We start from the raw sequence: 19454 nt of genomic DNA on the forward strand, positions 1-19454 counted from the left end.
CCTACTGGGCCTCTATATCGCCGCGGAAATACCGCCCCGGAGCGCATTGACGAGCGCTCGCAGGAACTGACTTATGCTGTCCGATTGTTCGGCTCCCTGGCAACTTCACCCGAAAACTATGGCAGGAGTCACAGCACAGCGTCAAAGCGGGGATGAGCCCTTCACCACCCGCCGCGCGTAGGCGTATGACCCTTCCGCGCGTCGTCGGGCATGGCCATTTCGGCGCGCAGGCCCAATAGCCGGATCGGCCGACCGGGCTCGATGGCACCGGCCAGGTCCAGTGTCCGGGCCAGGACATCGTCCCGGTCGAAGGTCTCCGGGATCTTCTTCGCGTGCGTTTTGGTGGTGAACGGCGCGTACCGGACCTTGAGGGTCAGCCCGATCACCGGCCGCCCTTCGGCGGCTACATCCGCCAGGACCTGCGCCGCCAGCTGCCGCACGGCGTCGTCCACCTGTCCCGGCTCGGTGAGGTCGGTCTGGAAGGTGGTCTCGCGGCTGTGCCCGCGGGCCACCCACGGGGTGTCATCCACCGTGCTGGCACCGTCGCCGCGTCCGAGCTCCGCGTACCAGGGACCCATCTTGGGCCCGAACTCCGGCACCAGGGTCGGAGGATCTACTGTGGCGAGCTCGGCCACAGTATTGATGCCCAGCTTCGCCAGCCGGCCCGAAATCTTGCTTCCGACGCCCCACAGTTCCTTGGTGGGCCGACCGCCCATCACCTCGAGCCAGTTCGCGGCGGTCAGCTGGAAGACGCCGGCCGGTTTGCCCAGGTCGGTGGCGTTCTTGGCGCGGACCAGGGTGTCGCCGATACCCACACTGCAGTGCAGCTGCGTCTGCTCCAGCACCGCGGCCTGCAGCTCCCGGGCGTAGGCCTCCGGATCCTCCGTCACCGTGCCGACGAAAGCTTCGTCCCAGCCCAGGACCTGCACGACGGCGCCGGGCTGGGCGCGCAGCGTGGCCATCACTGCATCCGAGGCCTCGAGGTAGGCCTCGGCATCGACGGGCAGGATCACGGCGTCGGGCACCTTGCGGGCGGCGATGCGCAGCGGCATCCCGGACCCGACGCCGAACGCGCGGGCTTCGTAGGAGGCGGTGGAGACCACGGCACGTTCGGTCGGATCGCCGCGGCCGCCAACGATGATCGGTTTACCGGCCAGCTCCGGGCGCCGGAGCACTTCGACCGCTGCGATGAACTGGTCGAGGTCCACGTGCAGCACCCAGGGGATAGCGTTCACGCGACCAGTGTGCCCTAAACGTTCCGGACAGGCACCCGCCTACCGGCCGATGCTGTCCAGCTCGGCCGCATCCTCCGCGGAAAGCGCGAGTCCGGCACCGGCCACGTTCTCCCGCAGGTGCGCCACCGATGAGGTGCCCGGAATGAGCAGGATGTTCGGGGAGCGCTGCAGCAGCCACGCCAACGCCACGGACATGGGCGTGGATTCCAGCCGCGCCGCCACGGCGGAGAGCGCTTCGGACTGCAGCGGGCTGAACCCGCCCAACGGGAAAAACGGCACGTAGGCGATGCCGTCCTGCGCGAGGGAATCGATCAGGTCGTCGTCCCGGCGGAAAGCAAGGTTGTATCTGTTCTGCACCGAAACGATGGGGACAATGCTGCGTGCTTCGGCGACCTGCTCCGGCAGCACATTGCTCACTCCGAGGTGCCGGATCACCCCCTGCTGCCGGAGATCGGCCAGCGTCTCCAACGCTTCGGCGAGGGAGCCGGGCACTGTCCCCTCGCCGTCGCCCATCCGCAGATAAACCAGGTCCAGCACATCAAGGCCGAGTGTTTCCAGGTTCTCCTCCACCGCCCGGCGCAGCTGGTGGGGCTCCCGCGCCGTAGGCCATCCGCCCTGGTCATCGCGCGTGGCGCCCACCTTGGTCACCACGTGCAGGGCGTCCGGATAGGGATGCAGTGCCTCACGGATGAGCGAATTGGTGATGTGCGGGCCGTACGCCTCGGCGGTGTCGATGTGCGTGATGCCCAGTTCCACCGCCTCCCGCAGGACGGCGAGGGCGCCGTCGCGGTCTGCGGGCTGTCCCAGGGCCCAGGGTCCGGCGAGCTGCATGGCTCCGTAGCCGAAGCGGGTAACCTCGAGGCCGGCTAGGTCCAGGTCCCGCCGGGGAGGGAAGCGGTAAAGGTGCTCATGTTCTGCCTTTCAGGGGTGGAGTTCCTTACTAACGCAGTCCACTATGGTGACGTAACTTCCCAGCAGGAAGTAGGCACCTGGAAGTGCCTAAGTAACCCGAAAGGCAAGGGCGGTAATGGCCACGATCACGGCGGCAGCGAAACGGGCCCAGGAAAAGGCGAACTACAACGCCTTTCTGGATGTATGCCCCAGCCGGAAACTGCTCGACCGGATCTCGGACAAATGGGTGACGCTGGTCCTGGCGGCTCTCGGAAGCGGACCGGACTGCGACGGCGGTCCCCGGCCGTTGCGGTTCTCCGAACTTTCCCGCGTGCTGGCCGGCGTGAGCCAGAAAATGCTGACCCAGACGCTGCGCTCGCTGGAGCGGGACGGGCTGGTCACCCGCACGGTTACCCCCACGGTGCCGGTGACCGTGACTTACGAACTCACCGACCTTGGACTGTCCCTGTACGGGCTGACCCGCAGTATCAAAGCCTGGGCCGAGCAGCACATGGATGACGTCTTCGCTGGGCGTGCCGCCTACGACTCCCGCAGTGCCTGACCTTCCGCACCCGGCCCGCCGTGGCTAGCTGCCCTCGGTCAGCGAACCGACGGCGAGCAGAAGCTGGTTGCGGAATCCTTCCGGCGGGGTGGCGGCGTCGCGGCCGCTGAGAGCGCGCAGGGACCAGGAGGCATTGGACCAGCTGGTGACCAGGGAAATGGTCATGGCCATCAGCACCACGGGGTCGTGGCTGCCCGCGATCTGCCCTCGGTCCTGTGCCTCTCGGATGGCCGCGATCTTGCTCCGGTACGCCTGCACCTCAACGTCCAGCGGAGCCGGACGTTCCAGGACTGCCCAGGACGTCAGCCGGCCGACGTCGGGGTTCAGCTGGAGCATGTCGAACAGGCTTGCGGCGTATTGGGGGAGCGAGGCGGCCTCAAAGGGAACCGCATCAGCCAGTTCCAGCAGGGCCTGGCCCACGACCAGATCGAACAGCTCTTCCTTGGCGCCGAAGTGGACGTAGATGGAGCGCTTGTTGGCCTGCGCCTCCTCCGCAATGCGGTCCACCCGGGCACCGGCGAGTCCGTTCAGGGCAAATTCCGCGCGGGCCGCAGCCAGGATGCGGCGCTTGGTGGGGGTGGCGTCAGGAGGCATACCGCCATCGTATGTAACCAGATGGTTGCTTACCAAGCCGGAGTCTGCCACCCTGTACGTAACTAACCAGTTACCTACAGGAGGAAGACATGCCCCGCACCTGGTTCATCACAGGCACTTCATCCGGATTCGGCCGCCATCTGGCCGAACAGCTCCTCGAGCGCGGCGACCGGGTGGCAGCTACTGCCCGCCGCGTGGAATCCCTCGACGACCTGGCCTCCCGGTACGGCACGCGGCTGTGGCGCGCAGCCCTCGATGTCACCGACACGGCCACCCTGCGGACAGTGGTGACGCGGGCGTTCGACGAACTCGGGCGGATCGACGTCGTCGTCTCGAATGCCGGGTACGGCCTGTTCGGGGCGGCCGAGGAGCTAAGCGACGAGCAGATCGACCGCCAGCTGGCCACCAACCTCACCGCCTCCATCCAGCTCGCACGCGCCGTCATCCCGCATCTGCGGCGGCAGGGCGGCGGCCGCATCATGCAGGTCTCCAGCATCGGCGGCCAGGTCGCTTTCCCTGCCATGAGCCTCTACCACGCCACCAAATGGGGCATCGAGGGGTTCTGGGAATCCACGGCAGCCGACATTGCGCCGTTCGGTATTGGTGTCACGCTTGTCGAGCCGGGGGTGGCCCGCACCGGGTTCGGCAGCACAAGTGCGGACATGGGTGCGGCCCTGCCCGAATACGACGGCGGCGCTCCGGGGCAGCTCCGCCGCATGATTGCCGGCGAACTTCCGCCGCTGCCCGCACCGGGAGACCCAGCCAAGATTGCGGCGGCAATCATCGCTTCAGCCGACGGTCCAAGTGCCCCGTTGCGCCTCACGCTCGGTTCGGACGCCTACACCCTGGCCACCTCGGCACTACGGGAGCGCCTCGCCAGGCTGGAAGAGGGGAAGGATCTGGCCCACTCGACGGACGCCGACGACGTCGCGGCCCACCAGCCGAGCGGCTCCGCCTACCCCCCGCCTGGCCCCGGCGGTTAGGAGGTCAGTGCCACGTGCGGGTAGGCCGGCTCCCGCTGCTGGAACTGCAGCACGTCCTTGTTCCGGATGACGCCGTCGCGGATTTCGATCGCCCGGGCAATGGTCTCGTTCTCCGCCCACGCGGCGGGACCGCTGATGACCGTTTCCAGGAAAGGCAGCAGCGCCTCGCTGATTTCCCAACTGGCGGAGTTCCAGAGGTAGGACGGGCTGTGGTCGACAGCGTAGTAATTGATGTGCTCGCCCACCTCGAACATGGGATCGGTGAAGGTGGTGGATTTCGCCCACTCAAAGCCCATGCCCTCGTCGCAGGAAACGTCCACGATCAGGCTGCCGGGCCGGAAAGCCGCAAGATCCTCAGTGCGCAGGTAGGTCAGCGGGGCATTGGGGTCCTGCAGGGTGCAGTTGACCACGATGTCGCTCTCGGCAAGGAACGGGGCCAGCGGCACCCGGCCGTCTTCGGTGATGACCTCGCTGAGGAACGGTGATTCCGCCGCGTCATGGTCGAACTGCACCATCCGGGCCGAGTGGATCGGTGCTCCGACCGCTGCAACACCGCGGTTGGTCAGGACCTGGACGTCATGGATGCCGTGGGCGTTCAGGGCAGTAACCGCCCCGCGCGCCGTGGCGCCGAAGCCGATGACGACGGCGCTGAGCCGCCGGCCGTAGTCGCCGGTGGATCCGGTCAGGCTGAGGGCGTGCAGTACGGAGCAGTACCCGGCCAGTTCGTTGTTCTTGTGGAACACGTGCAGGCCGAAACCGCCGTCGCTGGCCCAGTGGTTCATCGCTTCGAAGGCGATCAGGGTGAGCTTCTTGTCGATGGCGAGCTGGGTGATGGCGCGGTCCTGCACGCAGTGCGGCCAACCCCAGAGGGTCTGCCCGTCCCGCAGCTCGGCCAGGTCCTCGGGCTGCGGCTTGGGCAGGAGGACGACGTCGGCCTCCGCCACGATCTGCGCCCGCGGGAGTACGGCGCGCACGAATGTCTTCAGCTCGGCGTCCGAAACGCCGAACTTCTCCCCATAGCCTTCTTCGAGAACCAGCTGTTCCCGAATCTCCGGGGCGATGCGTTCCAGATGAAGCGGGTGGATGGCCAGCCGCTGCTCGTCGGGCTTGCGCCTGCTGGAAAGGACACCGAGGGTGAGGCGCTCCACGGGGGAGTTCACTTCTTTTTCGGCGGTGTAGGTTTGGCGGCGGCCGTGTCGAGGGGCCCGGAACCGGCTGCGGCGGCCTTCTTATCTGCGCGCTTTTCCTTTATGGATTTGCCGGACTTCTTGGATGCTGCTTGGCGCGGGGACTTGTCAGACATGTTCGCTCCTGTAGCGGAACCGAGGCGGTTCCTGACCCTGAACCCTACAGGTACGGCTGACGGGCGCTGCACCGGGGCGTCGGGTACCTTCCGGGTGGCAATGCGCAGCGGCATCCCGGCCCCGACACCGAACGCGCGTGCTGCAGCACCCAGGGGGGGGGAGCGTTCAGGCGACCTGTGTGCCCTAAGCGTTGCGGACAATCACCAGTTCGTCACACATCAGCTGCAGAATTGTCAACCGGATCACTCGTCAGTGCAGCCGGCAGGGGCAGGTCATACTTCTCGCAGAGGAACCGCGTCTGGCAGTACCTCTGGGCATCCGCTGCGACTGCGCCGAGGATCCCAGCATTGGCACCGGCACCGATGAGGACACCCACGAATGGCAAAACCTTGGCAACGTTTTGAACCGGCACCCTGGAGCCAGCCGGCCCGAGCTGCTTCATCAGTTTTTCAAGCACGGCCACAAGACGGTGATCCGCGCGAAGCTTCTCGGACCACTTGACGCGTCCCTTGAGCGCGTCAGCGGCGTGCGCAACGTCCCTTATCGGCTTAGCCTTGGCTGCCTGCTTCATGAAGGATCTGTTCACGAGACGCTGGATGAATAGTTGTTCCTCGGGGTCCTTGGCGTCATAGCCGTACGAGTACGCTATCCGCGTTGCAATCGAGGTACTCAGAACCTGGATGACAACGATGTCTGCAGTTATCGCCACGGGCATCCCCGCGACCGGAACCAAGGCCAGCATGCCCATGGCGCCACCTTCGAGTGCACCGGCGGTCCGCCATCGAAGGGTGTTTAGCGTTAGTAAGCGGTCGCATGACTTCAGGTCCTGCTTCTGCAATTCGCTGAAGTTGTCTATATCAAGGCCACGTTTGCGGGCAAGCTTTTCGACGCTCTTTGGGTCGTTGAGCTCAAGCGCCCAGTCGTTGAACAGCTCAAGCATTGCTATTGCACTTTCAATAGCTGGGCGCATGGCTTTGTCCGCCACCGCTCCCCCCGCGCGCTGGAGGGGATCCATGACCTTCTCCGGCACGGCTTCTGCCAGCCGTCGGCCGGTGTTTCCAGCCACCTCGCCCGTGCGGCTGATCGCGGTGTTCGCCCAGTTCGGCAGACCCCGGCGGTTGCTGCGGCGCTCCCAGTGGTTATTGAGGCTGTCCCAAACCTGTTGGTCGTACGCGCTCATCTCGGTAACAGCGTCGGGGAGCAACGGGTCTGCGTCAGTGCTCAAGGAGGGTCCATTTCGATGGTGGTGTGTGAGTCGAGGATGACCCTACCAGCCGATATGTCGCCGCCCACGTGACAGCAGGCTGTGTCCTGGGCCCCCGCTGGACGCGCGACGGGTCCCAGGGTCGGACTACCGGCCGGTCCAGGCCTCCGCGTAGAACCGTGGGGACAGGGAATCCAGCAGCTCGGTGTAGGGTTCCGGCTCCATGGCCTGCGCCGAACGGGCAGGGATTTCCGAGGCGAACGCGGACACACCCAGCCCGGCCTCCCGGTCCTTCAGGGTCAGGCCGGCGGCTTCCAGGATGGTCGGGTACATGTTCAGCTGGTCCACGCCGGGACGCAGCGTCACCGTGGGGTCCTGGCCCGGGACCCAGATCCGGTTGAAGATGGTGCGGTTCTCGTGGTGATCCAGCTGCTCGTGGAAGGCGTCGCCGGCACTCATGTGCTTGAGGTGGTCGCCCATGATCACCACGGCCGTGTCCTCGAGGTAGCCCTTTTCCTTCATGTAGTCCACGAAGCCGGCCACCTGCGTCATGGAGCAGGAGAACACGGAGGTGACCTTGTTCTCCGTATCCACGTTGCAGTAGTCGTAGACGTGCACCGGTTCATGGGTGTCCAGGGTCAGCATGGAAAGGTTGAACGGCTGCCCGGTCTTTTCCGACTCGGCATGGAGCCGGTCGATTTCCTCCTTGGCGTGGGCCATAAGCCGCTCGTCGCTCAGGCCCCAGTCCTTGCGGAAGTTCTCTTCCGGCTCGTCGAGGGCACGCCAGTCGGAGAGGCCCTTTTCCTCGGAGTAGCCGTGGGTGCTCAGGTAGGTGTCCTTCGCGGCGAAGGAGGAGTTGGCGCCACCGAGGAAGACATTGGTGTAGCCATGCTTTGCCAGCACATCGCCCAGGCAGGTCGACCCGCCCAGGTACGTTTCGCCGTCGTCGTCGAGGTCGCCGGTGGCGCTGCTGTCATCAGAGGAGCCCACGCCCTTCAGCGGTACGCCGCACTGCGTCGAGACGAGGCCGGCCATGGTCCAGCCTCCGCCCTCGTACTGCTGGAAATCCGCCACGCTCTGCCAGCCCGCTTCGGCGGGCGTGGCTTCCTTCAGGGGTGCGAACGAGTCTTTTTCGAAGAGCTGGTCATCCGCAAGGGTGGCTTCGCCGGACTCGAGGTAGATCAGCACCAGGTTGCGCTTGTTCTCGTCACTCGTGACCGTTGGCTCCACGTAGTAGTCGCCGATGTCGTACTTGGAGTTCGCTGCCTTGATGTAGTCGGCCACACCCACAGTTGTCGCGAAGGCGGTGGCGCCGCCCACGAACACCGCGGCCACCAGGGCGGCGGCGACCGCCCGGCGAATCCACTGCGGGCGACTGGAGTGATCCTCGCCGCCGCCGCCGGCTGCGCGGCGCTTGCGGCGCCGGGTGTACTGCCATAGGGCAATTCCGAGGGTGAGAAGCAGGGGTAGAACGCCGACGCCCAGGATGCCGAGCCAGACAATGGCTCCTCCGCCACCGTCGGTTTCCACCGAGACGAGGTTCAGGAGCATCTGCCCCACGGAGATCCTGCCCCAGAAGAAGCGGATGCCGGCGGCGGCGATGAGCAGGGCGAGCCCCGCCCAGATCAGGACGTAAACCAGGACGCGGCCAGCAACGAGGCCGACCCGTCGGGTCACGTGAAGAATCCGGCCGGACATTGCAACACCTCGTTCCAGATGCCGCGTTTACGCCGAACACCCTTGACATCCCACCCGATCTCGGGCGTTTAGAAGACTAGTACCGCCACTTTACCCGCTCACTACTGGTTTTGCCGGGAGAAAGGTGCTTCCACAGCGGTGTATTCCACCTCCACCGTGATAGGTTTTGTTCGTTTCCGTGCGGAGCCGTTCGCTTGTTTTACTCATCTTCAGGAGGATCATGCTTGCAGCGGAGCGCCATGCGGCCATCCTGAACCGGCTGGAACGCCAGCCGGCCGTCCGGGTCAGCTCGCTCGCCCGCGACCTCGCCGTGTCGGAGATGACGGTCCGCCGGGACATCGACACCCTGGCAGCGCGGGGAGCCCTGGTGCGGGTGCACGGCGGCGCCGTCCGGCCCGGCAGCCTCAGCGCGGTGGAGCCCGGCTTCGATGCCAACCGCACGCGCGGAGGCGAGGCCAAGCAGCGGATCGCGGCCGCAGCGGTGTCCCTGCTGGCACCCGGCATGACCGTGTCCATCACGGGCGGGACCACTACCTACGCATTGGCGCCGCTCCTGGCCAAGGTGCCGGGCCTGACCGTGGTCACCAATTCCCTTCCCCTGGCGGACGAACTCCACCGGCTGCGTGCCGCTGCCCCGGCCAACGGAGCGCCCGAGGTTCTCCTCTCCGGCGGTCAGCTCACGCCGTCGAAGGCCCTTGTCGGTCCGCTCGCCACCCGCGCCATTTCCACTCTCCGCGCGGACCTGTGCTTCATGGGGGCGCACGGAGTGGACGCGGTAGGTGGCATTACGACGCCGAACCTCGCGGAGGCGGACACAAACACCGCCTTCGCGCAGGCCTGCGACAGCCTTGTGATCCTCGCCGACGCGACGAAGATCGGCGTCGTCAGCCTGGCCCAGGTGGCTCCGCTCGATGCCGCGGCCGCCCTGGTCACCGACCGGTACCCTGAGGGCGAATACGCCGCCCTCACCCGCATCCTCTGTGACCCCGTATCCGACTTCGAACTGGAAGAGCGCCCATGACCTTCGTGACTCCCACCCGGCTGTCCGATGGGCGGGAACTGATCTACTTCGACGCGGGGGAGGACAGCGCCGCACGGCACCGTGACGCAGCAACCCGGGACGTACGGGGACTTCCCGCACGGGGGCCGGCGGGGACCGTCCGATATGACGCGCTTTCCGGCGAATGGATCGCCGTCGCCGCGCACCGCCAGTCGCGAACCCACCTGCCGCCTGCGGACCAGTGCCCGCTGTGCCCCGCAACGCCCGGAAACCTCTCGGAAATCCCGGCCGCCGACTACGAGGTGGTGGTGTTCGAGAACCGGTTCCCCTCGTTCGGGCCGGACCTCGGCGAGCTGCCGGCCACCCCCGGATGGGGTACGACGGCGGCGGCGTACGGACGCTGCGAGGTCGTGGCCTTCGACCCCGCGCACGAGGGTTCCTTCGGATCCCTCACCCCCGGGCGAGCCCGGACCGTCATCGACGCCTGGGCCCAGCGCACCGAAGCGCTCTCCGCGATGCCCGGGATCAAACAGGTCTTCTGCTTCGAAAACCGGGGTGCCGAAATAGGCGTCACCCTCCTGCACCCGCACGGCCAGATCTACGCCTATCCATTCATTCCGCCCCGTGCCGCCATTCTGGCAGCCAGGGCAGCGGAGTTTTTTGACGCCTCCGGCGGAAAACAGACGCTCATGGGACATGCCCTCGCGGCGGAGCGCAGCACAGGGGACCGGATGGTTCTTGAGGGGAAGCACTTCAGCGCCTTCGTGCCCTTCGCCGCCCGGTGGCCGCTGGAGGTCCACCTGGTCCCGCACCGCCAGGTCGCCGATCTCGCCGCCCTGACGGGGGAGGAACGCGACGAACTCACCACCGTCTACCTCGACCTCCTGGGCCGGATCGATGCCCTCTATCCCACGCCGACGCCGTACATCGCCGCCTGGCAGCAGGCGCCGGTCGATCCGGTCCTCCGGCCGGCGGGCTACCTGCACCTCCAGCTCACCTCACCGCGCCGGGCCGCCGACAAACTGAAATTCCTTGCCGGCTCGGAAGCGGCAATGGGAGCCTTCATCAACGACACCACCCCCGAGGCCGTCGCCGAGTCGCTGCGCACTGCCGTCCCCGCCGCCGCCCTTCCCGCCGTCCATGCAGACACCCACGCCCGAAAGGACCAGGCATGAATCCCACGACGCTCGCGGCTGCCTTTACCGAACGCTTCGGTGCCGAGCCGGACGGCCTGTGGTCCGCCCCGGGCCGCGTCAACGTCATCGGTGAACACACGGACTACAACGACGGCTTCGTCCTGCCGTTCGCCCTTGAGCACTCGACGACGGCCGCCGCCGCCGTCCGCAGGGACCGGATGGTGCGGGTCGCATCCACCCTCACGCCCGACGACGAACCCGTGACCGCCGATCTCGACCTCCTCACCGAAGGCAGCGTTGAGGGATGGGCGGCGTATCCGCTCGGGGTCCTGTGGGCCATGGAACAGTCCGGGTACCGCTGCCCCGGCATGGACCTGCTGATCGATTCCTCCGTTCCCGTGGGCGCCGGACTCTCCTCCTCCGCGGCGCTCGAGTGCGCCGTCGCCGTCGCCGCCAACGATCTTTCACAGGCGCAGGTGTCCCGCCGGGAGTTGGCTGCCATCGGGCAGCTCGCGGAGAACCGGATGGTGGGTGCGCCTACCGGCATCATGGACCAGTCCGCCTCACTCCTGGGCGAAGCGGGCCACGCCCTTTTCCTCGACTGCCGGTCCGGGGAATCCCGGCTGGTTCCCCTGGACCTCGAGGGCGCCGGGCTGGAACTCATGGTCATTGACACACGGGTCAGCCACGCGCACTCCACCGGCGGGTACGCTGCCCGCCGCCGCTCCTGCGAACGTGGCGCCGAATTGATGGGTGTTGCCGCACTCCGGGATGTTTCGGTCGGGGACCTCGAGCGGGCAGCCGGGGTAATGGACGAGGAGACGTTCCGGCGCGTGCGGCACGTGGTGACCGAGAATGCGCGGGTTGAAGCCGCCGTCGAGGTGCTCACCGGAAGCGGTCCCGCCGGACTCGGACCGCTGCTCGTGGCCAGCCACACGTCGATGCGCAACGACTTCGAAATCTCCTGCCCTGAACTCGATGCGGCGGTGGACGCAGCCCTCGCTGCCGGGGCGCTCGGTGCCCGCATGACCGGCGGCGGTTTCGGTGGTTCCGCCATCGCGCTGGCCCGCGCGGGGGACGTGCCTGCCATCCGCTCCGCTGTGGAGCAGGCATTCTCCAACGCAGGCTTCCGGTCACCGGTCATCTTCAGCGTGCTCCCCGGGACCGGTGCGGGCCCTACCGCCTGAGCCTTGTGCCGTCGCGGAAACTCAGGCCAGCGGAAGCTGCTGTTTCGTGCCCGCGGCCGGGAGGACCGAGGAGGCAAGCAATGCGAGCTTCTCGGCATGCCCGGAGCCGGCGTCGGGGTGATAGACCACCAGCATCAGGCCATCCGATCCACTGATGCTCAACCGCTCCCGGTTGAGGGTCATTTCGCCGACCACCGGGTGGTCCAGCCGCAGCGGCGTCCCCCGCTGCCCGCGTACTTCGTGCCGCGCCCACAGCTGCCGGAACAGTGGACTGGCCAGGGATAGCTCGCCGACCAGTTCGATAAAACGCGGATTCTCGATGTCGTTGCCGACGGACTGCCGCAGGTTGGCAATGAAGCACTCGGTCACCCCTTCCCACTCCGGGTGCAGGGCCTGCTGGGACGGGTCAAGGAACATGTCCCGGAGCTGGTTACCCCCGACGTCGAGGCGGGGGGAGAGCGCTTTGGCGAGCCGGTTCGAGGCCAGGATGTCGAAGTACCGTCCCTCGATGAAGGCCGGCTGCGCGAGGGAGTCCATCAGCTTGAGCGCACCCTCGGGCGGTGTTTCCTTCGGCGGGCGGCGGACCCGCTGCTTCGGGATGTCCGCGACGAGTGTCAGGAGGTAGGCCAGGTGCTCGTCGTTGAGCTTCAGCACGCGGGCGATGGACTCGAGGACCTGCACGGAGGGACGCCGGTCCCGCCCACGCTCCAACCGCAGGTAGTAGTCGGTACTGATGCCCGCGAGCATGGCTACTTCCTCGCGGCGCAGCCCCGGCACCCGCCGCACGCCATGGTCCGGGATGCCCGCCTGCTGAGGAGTTACCAGCTCGCGCCGGGCACGAAGGTATTCCCCAAGGGTGTTCGGTGTTGAACTCATAGGGCCAGCGTAGGGGGTCACGGGGCAGGCGGGATAGGTGCGGAGGGGGTCCTGCCGCACCCTAGGCTGGGCAGGGCTCTGGCTGGAGAAAACAGGCATCCGTAGCGTTCTCAACGGCTCATCCGAGCCGGATTCGAGAGGACAATACATGACCGTCACACTGATCACCGGTGCCAACAAGGGCATCGGCTTCGAGACCGCCAGGCTGGACGCCCTGGTGAACGAGGACGAGGAGCTGGAATTTTGAGCTCCCTGACCACCTCCGCACCAGCGAAGCCGAAGACGTCCTGGGCCGGCGTCGTCTCCCTGGGGCTGGGAATCTTCGCCATCGTGATGTCGGAGTTCCTGCCTGCGAGCCTGCTTCCACATATTGCCGGCGACCTGGGCGTCACCGTCGGCGCGGCGGGACAAAGCGTGACAGTTACCGCTGCCGCTGCTGTCTTTTCGGCCCTGCTGATCGCCGTGGTCCTACCCCGCGCTGACCGCCGCCGCGTGATGATCGGCCTCACGGCATTCGCCATTGCCTCCAACATCATGGTGGCGCTGGCACCGAACCTGTTCCTCCTTCTGTCCGCGCGGTTGCTGCTGGGTATCGCCCTCGGCGGATTCTGGGCCATGGCCACAGCCATGGCCGCGCACCTGGTGCCCGCCGACCATCTGGGCCGGGCACTGACCGTCGTCAACGCCGGTGTAGCGCTCGCAACCGTCGCCGCCGTTCCACTCGGGGCATGGCTGGGGGAAATCTGGGGCTGGCGGGCAGTCTTTGTTGTCGCCGCCGTAGTCGGAGCACTGGCCCTGGGCGTTCAGGCAGCCACCCTGCCGCACATCATGCCCACCGTGGTGAGCGGGCTCCGCGCTCTGGGATCAACCCTGCGCTCCGGCGTCGTCGTCGTGGGCCTGATCGCCATCCTGCTGGTGTTCGGCGGACACTTCAGCGGGTACACGTACATCCGGCCGACCGCGGAGAGCCTGTCCGGTATCGACGCCGGTGGGCTCGCGTTGCTGCTGCTGGTCTTCGGAGCCGCCAGCGTCCTCGGCACCGTGATCAGCGGACCACTGGCAGACAGCGCCCTTCGTGCCGCCGTCCTCGTTTTCCCGTCAGTGGTGGGGATTGGAATGCTGACGATGCTTCTCACCGGCGGATCGGTCCTGGGCTGCTTCATCGCCGCAGGACTCTGGGGCTTTGGCTTCGGCGGCCTGCCGACGTCGGTGTTGAGCTGGGGCGCCAGGGCGCAGCCGGAGCGGCTTGAGCAGATCGGTGCCCTCGTTGTGACCGTCTGCAATATCGCGATCGCTCTCGGTGCCGTCGTCGGCGGAGTCCTCGTTGACGGCGCCGGCGCCAGCACCACCCTGATTGTGGGCGGCACTGCGGCGCTTCTCGGTGCGGTGATCCTTACCAGCCTGCGCACGTCGAGGACCGGTTCGGAGCAGGTCCTGGATCGCTGAGGGTTTCCGGGGGGTTCCTTAACGCAGAAGAGCCGGACCGCCACGGGGGTGGTCCGGCTCTTCTTGTACTGATTACTTACTTCTTGTCGTCCTTGTTGCCGTCGACGGCGTCCTTCGCCTTGTCTTTGGCCTGGTCGACCTTCTCCGGATGGTCCTTGGCTGCGTCCTTCGCCTTGTCTGCCATTCCGCCTAGATCTGCCATTGGATAATGCCTTTCCTCTGTGCGGTCCGGGACTCGTGCCTCCCCGGCTGGGTACACCCATCCTGTACCCCCAGAGCGGTTTGGAACCCGGGTGTCCGTGTTTTTTCGTTGCGACGTAGGCTGGGAACATGCGAAGCGAAACTCTCTGGGAAGCAAAAAAGCGGCAGAATCCCGGGCATTCCGCCTGGTACATTTCGCGGTTTGAAGAGATGCGGGAGCAGGGCAAGGATCTGGACGGCGAAGCGCGGCTGATCGACGCGATGCTGCCGCGGGGAGCCCGGATTCTCGACGCCGGCTGCGGTCCCGGCCGCGTGGGCGGGGAACTGGCGCGACGCGGCCACAGGGTCGTCGGCGTCGACGTCGACCCCGAACTGATCGAGGCAGCCCGGCAGGACTTCCCGGACCTGCAGTGGTTCGTGGGCGACCTTGCCGAACTGGACCTGCCCGCAGAAGGCATCACCGAACCGTTCGACCTGATTGTCTGTGCCGGCAACGTGATGACCTTCCTGGCGCCGGGCACCGCCGTCGACGTCCTGACCCGGATGCGCGGGCACCTCACTGCCGACGGCCGCGTGGTCATTGGGTTCGGCGGAAACCGCGGTTACGCCTTCGAGGCGTTCTTCGACGACGCCGCCACGGCAGGCCTTGAGGTGCAGCAACGGTTCTCCACCTGGGACCTGCGGCCGTTCAACGGGGACTCGGACTTCCTGGTGGCGGTGCTGGGCCGCGCCTGATCGGCATTGACGCCCCGGCGGCGGACAATAACGTCCATCAGCAAGTCGAGGGAAGGCGGGGCACTGTGAACCTGGAAGCGGATCCGGAGCGGGCCTCGCAGATGTGCGTTGAGGCCCAGGCGCGATTGTTGGACAGGGTGGCGACCGTTACGGATGTCCGGTCGCCGAGCCGCTTGCCCGGCTGGACAGTGGGCCATGTCCTGTCCCATCTCGCCCGGAATGCCGATGCCCACGCCCGCCGGCTGGCCGGCGCCCTCGACGGGCATGATGTCCCGAGGTATCCCGGTGGTTCCGAACAGCGGGCCCGCGATATTGAGGAGGGGGCCGGACTGCCGGCAGCAGCGATCATTGCCGATCTCCGCTCCAGCATGCTGCACCTCGAACAGGTCCTGGCTTTGTCTGCCGCGGCGGGATGGCCCAACGGCCACCTCATGGGTAACGACGACTATCCGGTGGCAGGTTGTCCGGCGCATCGGCTCCGCGAAGTCGAGATGCACCACGTGGACCTGGGGCTCGGCTATACGCCCTCCGACTGGCCGGAGGAGTACGTTGCGTGGGACCTTCCGCTCCTGCTCGCCACTGTTCCGGAACGGCTGGGCTCACTCGGCCAGCGGAGGGAATTCATGGCGTGGCTGGCGGGCAGGGGGCCGCTGGCTCCGGACACGAAGCTGGCGGACTGGTAAGTCGAGGGTTCGCGGACTCCCGCTTAGGCGGCGGACTTCCGCTTAGGCGGCGGCGTCCATCGTGCCGGTAATCCGTGCCCTCAGTTCCTCCGGCTGCACATGCCGGCTGATCAGGGATAAGGCTGCCGGGTCGGCACCACGCAGCACCCCCAGCAGGAGATGTTCCGTCCCAATGTAGCCGTCCTTCCGGGCGATTGATTCGCGCAGGCTGTTCTCCAGGACGGCTTTCGCGCCGCGGTTGAACGGTATGTGTCCTTTGCGAGAGCCGAATAGGCCGCGTCGGCGTTCGGAGGGTTCTGCTGCATCGAGCGCGCCCTCGCCGAACTGGGCCTCAACGGCGCGGCGCACTTCATCCAGGTCGATGCCCACGGATTCCAGTGCGGCGGCGTCGTCGAACCCCGCGTCCTGTCCCATCGCCTGAAGGTCGGCGCGGAGCTGCGCCGGGGTCAGGCCGTATCCGGTGAGCACTGATGCCAGCGGGGAGGGGGATGCTTCCGCCGTCGCCACTGCGCTGAGCAGCACGTGGACCGGGAGGATCTGGGTTGCCTTCAGGGTGCGTGCCTCTTCCTGGGCGGCAATCACGCTTTCGCGGGCTTGCTTCGTAAACCGTTCAAACATGGCGTCACTTCGCTTTCCGGTTGTACTTCTGGTGCACTGCCTGCTTGCTGATGCCGAGCTGGTCTGCGATCGACTGCCAGGACCAGCCCTGTGCCCGGGCATTGGCCACCTGGACGGCTTCGAGCTGGTCGCGCAGCCGGCCGAGGGCGACGACGGCGCGCAGCCCGGTGGCGGGGTCGGGGCTGGCTGCTGCGGCGGCCATTCGGGATTGGTCTTCCATGGCTGTCAACTTAGATTGACGGGTGGGGTGTGTCAAGGGGTCGTGGGAAGTCCGGAGGGAAGGGCAAGGGCTCGCCTTCGCCGTGGGGAGCGGGGCGGGGTCGCTTTGTGTCCTCGGTGACGTCGCTTTTCGCCCGGCGAGACTGCCTTTCGTCCGGAAAAGCCCCCTGCACCGTGGGCAGGTAGTGGGGGCCAAAAGACGGGTATTTTTGGGTTCGAGAACTGGCCGGTTATGGCCTGTTTTTGGGTCGGGAATGTCAGTGCGGGATGAAATCCTGAAGCATGGACCAGCTCGGGAACACCGAACGGATAACCGAAGAGCAGGATGGCGAAGACCAGCAGCCGGAAGGGTTGGATGGTCAGGCGGATGCGTCATGCACCCTGGCGGTTTACCGTGCGGAAACGGATACCGATTCTGGCCCCGGCCCCTCGCCCTCGCCAGCCGCAGCCGAGCCGGCCGCCGCCTGTTCCACTGCTGCTGGAAGTCCTGACCGTGTGTATCCGGACGGCTTCACCGGCACGTTGGCGCTGCAGAACCTGGAAGCCTTCGATGAGCAAACAGTCGGAGATGCTCTCAGCCGCGTTGCACATCTGATTTCCTGGGCGCAGGCACAGCAGGCCCGGCTGATGGACCGGATGGAGGCGACCTTCCGGGACCGCTTCCACGCTGCCTCTGGCCGGCTCGAACCAGGGATGGGGTTCAGCCTCGCGGCCGCCGAATGTGCCACTATCCTGAACGTTCCCCAGATGACTGCGCAGCGGTTGATGTTCGAAGCGGGCACCTTATGCAGCACCCATACCGCGACCCTGGCCGGTCTGGAAGAGGGACAGATTAGTTACGCCCACGCGCAGGTGGTGCTGGACCAGTGCCAGAACGTCCCCTCCGCTGCGCTGCCGGAATTCGAAGCCAGCCTGCTCAAGGCCGCTGAGGGGCAGACCCGGGCGCAGTTCTCCGCGAAGGCCCGGAGACTGCGCGAGAAACAGTACCCGGAAACCATCGCGAAAAGGCACCTCACCGCGTTCGAGCAGCGCAAGGTCACTCTGGATCGTGAAGAGGATGGCATGTCCTGCCTGTCGGCTCATCTGCGGGCAGAGGAAGCCCAGCAGATTTACGCGACCCTCAGCACTGCGGCCCGAGGTGAACAATCCGACGGGGACCCAAGGACTGCGGACCAGCTGCGTGCCGACATCCTGGCGCAGTTGCTGATGGGCGGGCTGAGTTCACCCCGCGCCGGCGGGCCTGGTGAAGCGGGTCGAAGGGCTGGCAGGGCAGACAGTGTCGCCCGCAGGACGGCTGGGGGAGCCTGGGTTGTTGGGGAGGGTGTCGGCGGGCTCGGATCAACCAGTGTTGGCGGCCACGGTCCAGTGGGCGGTAGTGGCTGCGAAGACGCCGGTGTCGTCCCGCGGGCCGAAGTTATGGTCTTGATCAATGCCGAAACGCTCTTCGGGGCCGATGATCGGCCGGCGGAACTGCACGGCTACGGTCCTATCAGCGCCGAAGCAGCCCGACGGTTGGCCCGCAACGCCGCAGGTTGGACCGGATTGGCGCGGGACCCTGAGACAGGGGAGATTCTGGGTGTGGGGAAACGGAGGAAAGTTCCTGCCGGGCTTCGCCGCTGGCTGCGGGCCCGGGATGGAACCTGCAGGTTCCCCGGGTGCCGGGTCAGCACCGCAAATGCGGACATCGACCACACGATCGACTGGGCGAAAGGCGGTCCAACGGTCCACGGGAATCTGGAACATCTATGCCGGCGGCACCACCGCTTCAAGACCCTGGGTTTCTGGAAGGCCTGCCAGCCGGTGCCTGGAGTTATCGAGTGGATCTCGCCGACCGGACGCGTGTACCGGACCGAGCCCTTCCTGGAACTCGGACCCCCGCAAGTGGATGCCGATCAGCCGAAGCCGCCGTTCTAAGCCTCGCTGCTACCGGCAGGGAGGTGCGCCGAAGCCGACCAGGCGCCGTGACCAGTTAGAAAATCGAGCATCACGCCCGCGAGCCTGCCCGGTGCTTCCAGCGCTGCATAGTGCCCCACGCCGTCGAGTTGGACCGGGAAAAGCGGCCCGTCGGTGACCTGCTGCATAGTAGTTTCCGTAAACGGACCACCGCTGGCCCCAACCGTGAGCACAGGCATCGACACCGGGTTCGATGCCGCCAAGGCCTTCAGCTCGTCGCCCTCGCTGAGCATGGACCGATACAGGCCAGCCGCACCGTTCCATCCGCCGGCACGGGAGTAACTCCGCCCGAACTCGTCATAATCGTTCTCGGTGATTGCCCCGGCAGCGGCGGTCATCCCATTAAATGCCCATTGCAGGAACTGCCGTTCGCGGCCGGCCAGGAGCAGTTCCGGGATGCCGGGGGCAGCCAGCACGCCGATATGCCAGGAACCACCATGCGTAACGTCGGCCAGGCCCTCCAGCCCGAAGCCAGCCAATCCCATTTCTATGGCTGTGAAACTTCGGACAAGCTCCGGATGCAAGGCGGCCAGCCGAAATACCGCCCCGCCGCTGATGTCCTGGCCGCTGAGGTGCACCGGTCCGACGTCGAGATGGGCAATCAGCTGACGCAGATCCTCAGCAGCCACCGCACTGCTGTAGCCGCTGTCGGCGATGCTTGAGTCGCCGAAACCTCGAAGGTCAACGGCGAACACACGGTGGTCTTCGGCAAGCAGCGGAATGAGTTCGTGGAAGGCCCACCAGGTCTCAGGGAAACCGTGGACCAGCAGGAGAGGGGGCCCGGCAGTACCAGCAGAGACGTAGTGGAGCTCGGTTCCGTTGACGGCCGCCAGATGATGCGTGAGTCCGTGCGCCGTGCCGCTTGTTGGGGTGATGGCCATGCCGCTCCTCAGATAGACAACCAGGTTGTCGAAAACGTTAGACACCTC

At 66.5% G+C, this 19454-nt stretch carries 19 protein-coding genes and 1 pseudogene; 9 read left to right on the top strand and 11 right to left on the bottom strand.

Features of this window, described 5'->3' with window-relative positions; genetic code table 11:
* Window positions 1-161: 161 nt before the first annotated feature.
* A complete protein-coding gene (locus QNO10_RS01365; protein WP_442860289.1) occupies window positions 162-1235 on the bottom strand; it encodes a DNA polymerase IV in 1074 nt (357 codons plus the stop codon).
* Between the two features lie 39 nt (window positions 1236-1274).
* Window positions 1275-2146: pseudogene (locus QNO10_RS01370) on the bottom strand (oxidoreductase).
* Between the two features lie 116 nt (window positions 2147-2262).
* Between QNO10_RS01370 and QNO10_RS01375 the strand changes: the two are divergent.
* Window positions 2263-2688 carry a winged helix-turn-helix transcriptional regulator gene (locus QNO10_RS01375; RefSeq protein WP_229951235.1) on the top strand — a complete coding sequence of 142 codons (426 nt, stop codon included), beginning with the start codon at window positions 2263-2265 and terminating at the stop codon, window positions 2686-2688.
* 24 nt (window positions 2689-2712) lie between these two features.
* On the opposite strand, the gene QNO10_RS01380 is transcribed toward QNO10_RS01375, so the two are convergent.
* Window positions 2713-3282 carry a TetR/AcrR family transcriptional regulator gene (locus QNO10_RS01380; RefSeq protein ID WP_229951233.1) on the bottom strand — a complete coding sequence of 190 codons (570 nt, stop codon included), beginning with the start codon at window positions 3280-3282 and terminating at the stop codon, window positions 2713-2715.
* Between the two features lie 89 nt (window positions 3283-3371).
* Here QNO10_RS01380 and QNO10_RS01385 point away from each other — a divergent pair, with 89 nt between their 5' ends.
* A complete protein-coding gene (locus QNO10_RS01385) occupies window positions 3372-4265 on the top strand; it encodes an SDR family oxidoreductase (RefSeq protein WP_229951231.1) in 894 nt (297 codons plus the stop codon).
* Here QNO10_RS01385 and QNO10_RS01390 read toward each other — a convergent pair.
* From QNO10_RS01390 to QNO10_RS01400, 3 genes are all read right to left on the bottom strand, one after another.
* Window positions 4262-5425 (bottom strand): N(5)-(carboxyethyl)ornithine synthase, encoded by a 1164-nt coding sequence (locus QNO10_RS01390; RefSeq protein WP_229951229.1) that lies wholly within the window; start codon window positions 5423-5425, stop codon window positions 4262-4264. The two genes, QNO10_RS01385 and QNO10_RS01390, sit on opposite strands and share 4 nt — an antisense overlap.
* 355 nt (window positions 5426-5780) lie before the next feature.
* A complete protein-coding gene (locus QNO10_RS01395) occupies window positions 5781-6794 on the bottom strand; it encodes an EcsC family protein (protein ID WP_229951226.1) in 1014 nt (337 codons plus the stop codon).
* A gap of 126 nt (window positions 6795-6920) precedes the next feature.
* Entirely contained in the window at window positions 6921-8450 is a 1530-nt protein-coding gene (locus tag QNO10_RS01400) for a sulfatase-like hydrolase/transferase (protein ID WP_229951224.1), read from the bottom strand.
* Between the two features lie 241 nt (window positions 8451-8691).
* Here QNO10_RS01400 and QNO10_RS01405 point away from each other — a divergent pair, with 241 nt between their 5' ends.
* The 3 genes from QNO10_RS01405 to galK are packed head-to-tail and all read left to right on the top strand — an operon-like array spanning window position 8692 to window position 11794.
* Complete coding sequence (locus QNO10_RS01405; RefSeq protein ID WP_229951222.1) at window positions 8692-9492, top strand: DeoR/GlpR family DNA-binding transcription regulator; 801 nt, start codon at window positions 8692-8694, stop codon at window positions 9490-9492.
* Window positions 9489-10646 carry a galactose-1-phosphate uridylyltransferase gene (galT, locus tag QNO10_RS01410; RefSeq protein ID WP_229951220.1) on the top strand — a complete coding sequence of 386 codons (1158 nt, stop codon included), beginning with the start codon at window positions 9489-9491 and terminating at the stop codon, window positions 10644-10646. The genes QNO10_RS01405 and galT overlap by 4 nt, the downstream gene beginning before the upstream one ends.
* Window positions 10643-11794, top strand: coding sequence for a galactokinase (galK, locus tag QNO10_RS01415; protein ID WP_229951218.1), 1152 nt, complete (start codon window positions 10643-10645; stop codon window positions 11792-11794). The genes galT and galK overlap by 4 nt, the downstream gene beginning before the upstream one ends.
* 21 nt (window positions 11795-11815) lie before the next feature.
* Here galK and QNO10_RS01420 read toward each other — a convergent pair whose 3' ends face one another.
* Window positions 11816-12670 (bottom strand): helix-turn-helix domain-containing protein, encoded by an 855-nt coding sequence (locus QNO10_RS01420; RefSeq protein WP_229951216.1) that lies wholly within the window; start codon window positions 12668-12670, stop codon window positions 11816-11818.
* A gap of 243 nt (window positions 12671-12913) precedes the next feature.
* On the opposite strand from QNO10_RS01420, the gene QNO10_RS01425 reads away from it, so the two are divergent.
* Complete coding sequence (locus QNO10_RS01425; RefSeq protein ID WP_229951214.1) at window positions 12914-14116, top strand: MFS transporter; 1203 nt, start codon at window positions 12914-12916, stop codon at window positions 14114-14116.
* Between the two features lie 76 nt (window positions 14117-14192).
* Here the strand turns inward: QNO10_RS01425 and QNO10_RS01430 are convergent, their stop codons facing one another.
* On the bottom strand, window positions 14193-14318 hold the full coding sequence (locus tag QNO10_RS01430) for a hypothetical protein (protein WP_269437892.1): 126 nt from the start codon (window positions 14316-14318) through the stop codon (window positions 14193-14195).
* Window positions 14319-14446: 128 nt separating this feature from the next.
* On the opposite strand from QNO10_RS01430, the gene QNO10_RS01435 reads away from it, so the two are divergent.
* Window positions 14447-15052: a class I SAM-dependent methyltransferase gene (locus QNO10_RS01435; RefSeq protein WP_229951212.1), complete on the top strand. Its 606-nt coding sequence runs from the start codon at window positions 14447-14449 to the stop codon at window positions 15050-15052.
* Window positions 15053-15117: 65 nt separating this feature from the next.
* Window positions 15118-15735, top strand: a complete 618-nt coding sequence (locus tag QNO10_RS01440; protein ID WP_229951209.1) for a maleylpyruvate isomerase N-terminal domain-containing protein — start codon at window positions 15118-15120, stop codon at window positions 15733-15735.
* Window positions 15736-15777: 42 nt separating this feature from the next.
* Here the strand turns inward: QNO10_RS01440 and QNO10_RS01445 are convergent, their stop codons facing one another.
* Both QNO10_RS01445 and QNO10_RS01450 read right to left on the bottom strand, forming a co-directional pair.
* Window positions 15778-16353, bottom strand: coding sequence for a Clp protease N-terminal domain-containing protein (locus QNO10_RS01445; RefSeq protein ID WP_229951206.1), 576 nt, complete (start codon window positions 16351-16353; stop codon window positions 15778-15780).
* A 4-nt stretch (window positions 16354-16357) separates the two neighbouring features.
* A complete protein-coding gene (locus tag QNO10_RS01450; protein WP_229951204.1) occupies window positions 16358-16573 on the bottom strand; it encodes a helix-turn-helix domain-containing protein in 216 nt (71 codons plus the stop codon).
* A gap of 281 nt (window positions 16574-16854) precedes the next feature.
* On the opposite strand from QNO10_RS01450, the gene QNO10_RS01455 reads away from it, so the two are divergent.
* Window positions 16855-18486 carry an HNH endonuclease signature motif containing protein gene (locus QNO10_RS01455; protein WP_229951198.1) on the top strand — a complete coding sequence of 544 codons (1632 nt, stop codon included), beginning with the start codon at window positions 16855-16857 and terminating at the stop codon, window positions 18484-18486.
* Here QNO10_RS01455 and QNO10_RS01460 read toward each other — a convergent pair.
* Window positions 18483-19451 carry an alpha/beta fold hydrolase gene (locus QNO10_RS01460; RefSeq protein ID WP_229951197.1) on the bottom strand — a complete coding sequence of 323 codons (969 nt, stop codon included), beginning with the start codon at window positions 19449-19451 and terminating at the stop codon, window positions 18483-18485. The genes QNO10_RS01455 and QNO10_RS01460 overlap by 4 nt on opposite strands.
* Window positions 19452-19454 lie beyond the last annotated feature (3 nt).

This window comes from Arthrobacter sp. zg-Y919, from assembly GCF_030142045.1.
In the GTDB taxonomy this organism is placed as follows: Bacteria; Actinomycetota; Actinomycetes; order Actinomycetales; family Micrococcaceae; genus Arthrobacter_B.

Bases quoted from the DNA above. Each gene is read 5' to 3' on its own strand.
- QNO10_RS01455 (WP_229951198.1), top strand. From the start codon at position 16,855: ATGGACCAGCTCGGGAACACCGAACGGATAACCGAAGAGCAGGATGGC.
- galK (WP_229951218.1), top strand. From the start codon at position 10,643: ATGAATCCCACGACGCTCGCGGCTGCCTTTACCGAACGCTTCGGTGCC.
- QNO10_RS01450 (WP_229951204.1), bottom strand. From the start codon at position 16,573: ATGGAAGACCAATCCCGAATGGCCGCCGCAGCAGCCAGCCCCGACCCC.
- QNO10_RS01435 (WP_229951212.1), top strand. From the start codon at position 14,447: ATGCGAAGCGAAACTCTCTGGGAAGCAAAAAAGCGGCAGAATCCCGGG.
- QNO10_RS01375 (WP_229951235.1), top strand. From the start codon at position 2,263: ATGGCCACGATCACGGCGGCAGCGAAACGGGCCCAGGAAAAGGCGAAC.
- QNO10_RS01405 (WP_229951222.1), top strand. From the start codon at position 8,692: ATGCTTGCAGCGGAGCGCCATGCGGCCATCCTGAACCGGCTGGAACGC.
- QNO10_RS01420 (WP_229951216.1), bottom strand. From the start codon at position 12,670: ATGAGTTCAACACCGAACACCCTTGGGGAATACCTTCGTGCCCGGCGC.
- galT (WP_229951220.1), top strand. From the start codon at position 9,489: ATGACCTTCGTGACTCCCACCCGGCTGTCCGATGGGCGGGAACTGATC.
- QNO10_RS01385 (WP_229951231.1), top strand. From the start codon at position 3,372: ATGCCCCGCACCTGGTTCATCACAGGCACTTCATCCGGATTCGGCCGC.
- QNO10_RS01430 (WP_269437892.1), bottom strand. From the start codon at position 14,318: ATGGCAGATCTAGGCGGAATGGCAGACAAGGCGAAGGACGCAGCCAAG.
- QNO10_RS01380 (WP_229951233.1), bottom strand. From the start codon at position 3,282: ATGCCTCCTGACGCCACCCCCACCAAGCGCCGCATCCTGGCTGCGGCC.
- QNO10_RS01445 (WP_229951206.1), bottom strand. From the start codon at position 16,353: ATGTTTGAACGGTTTACGAAGCAAGCCCGCGAAAGCGTGATTGCCGCC.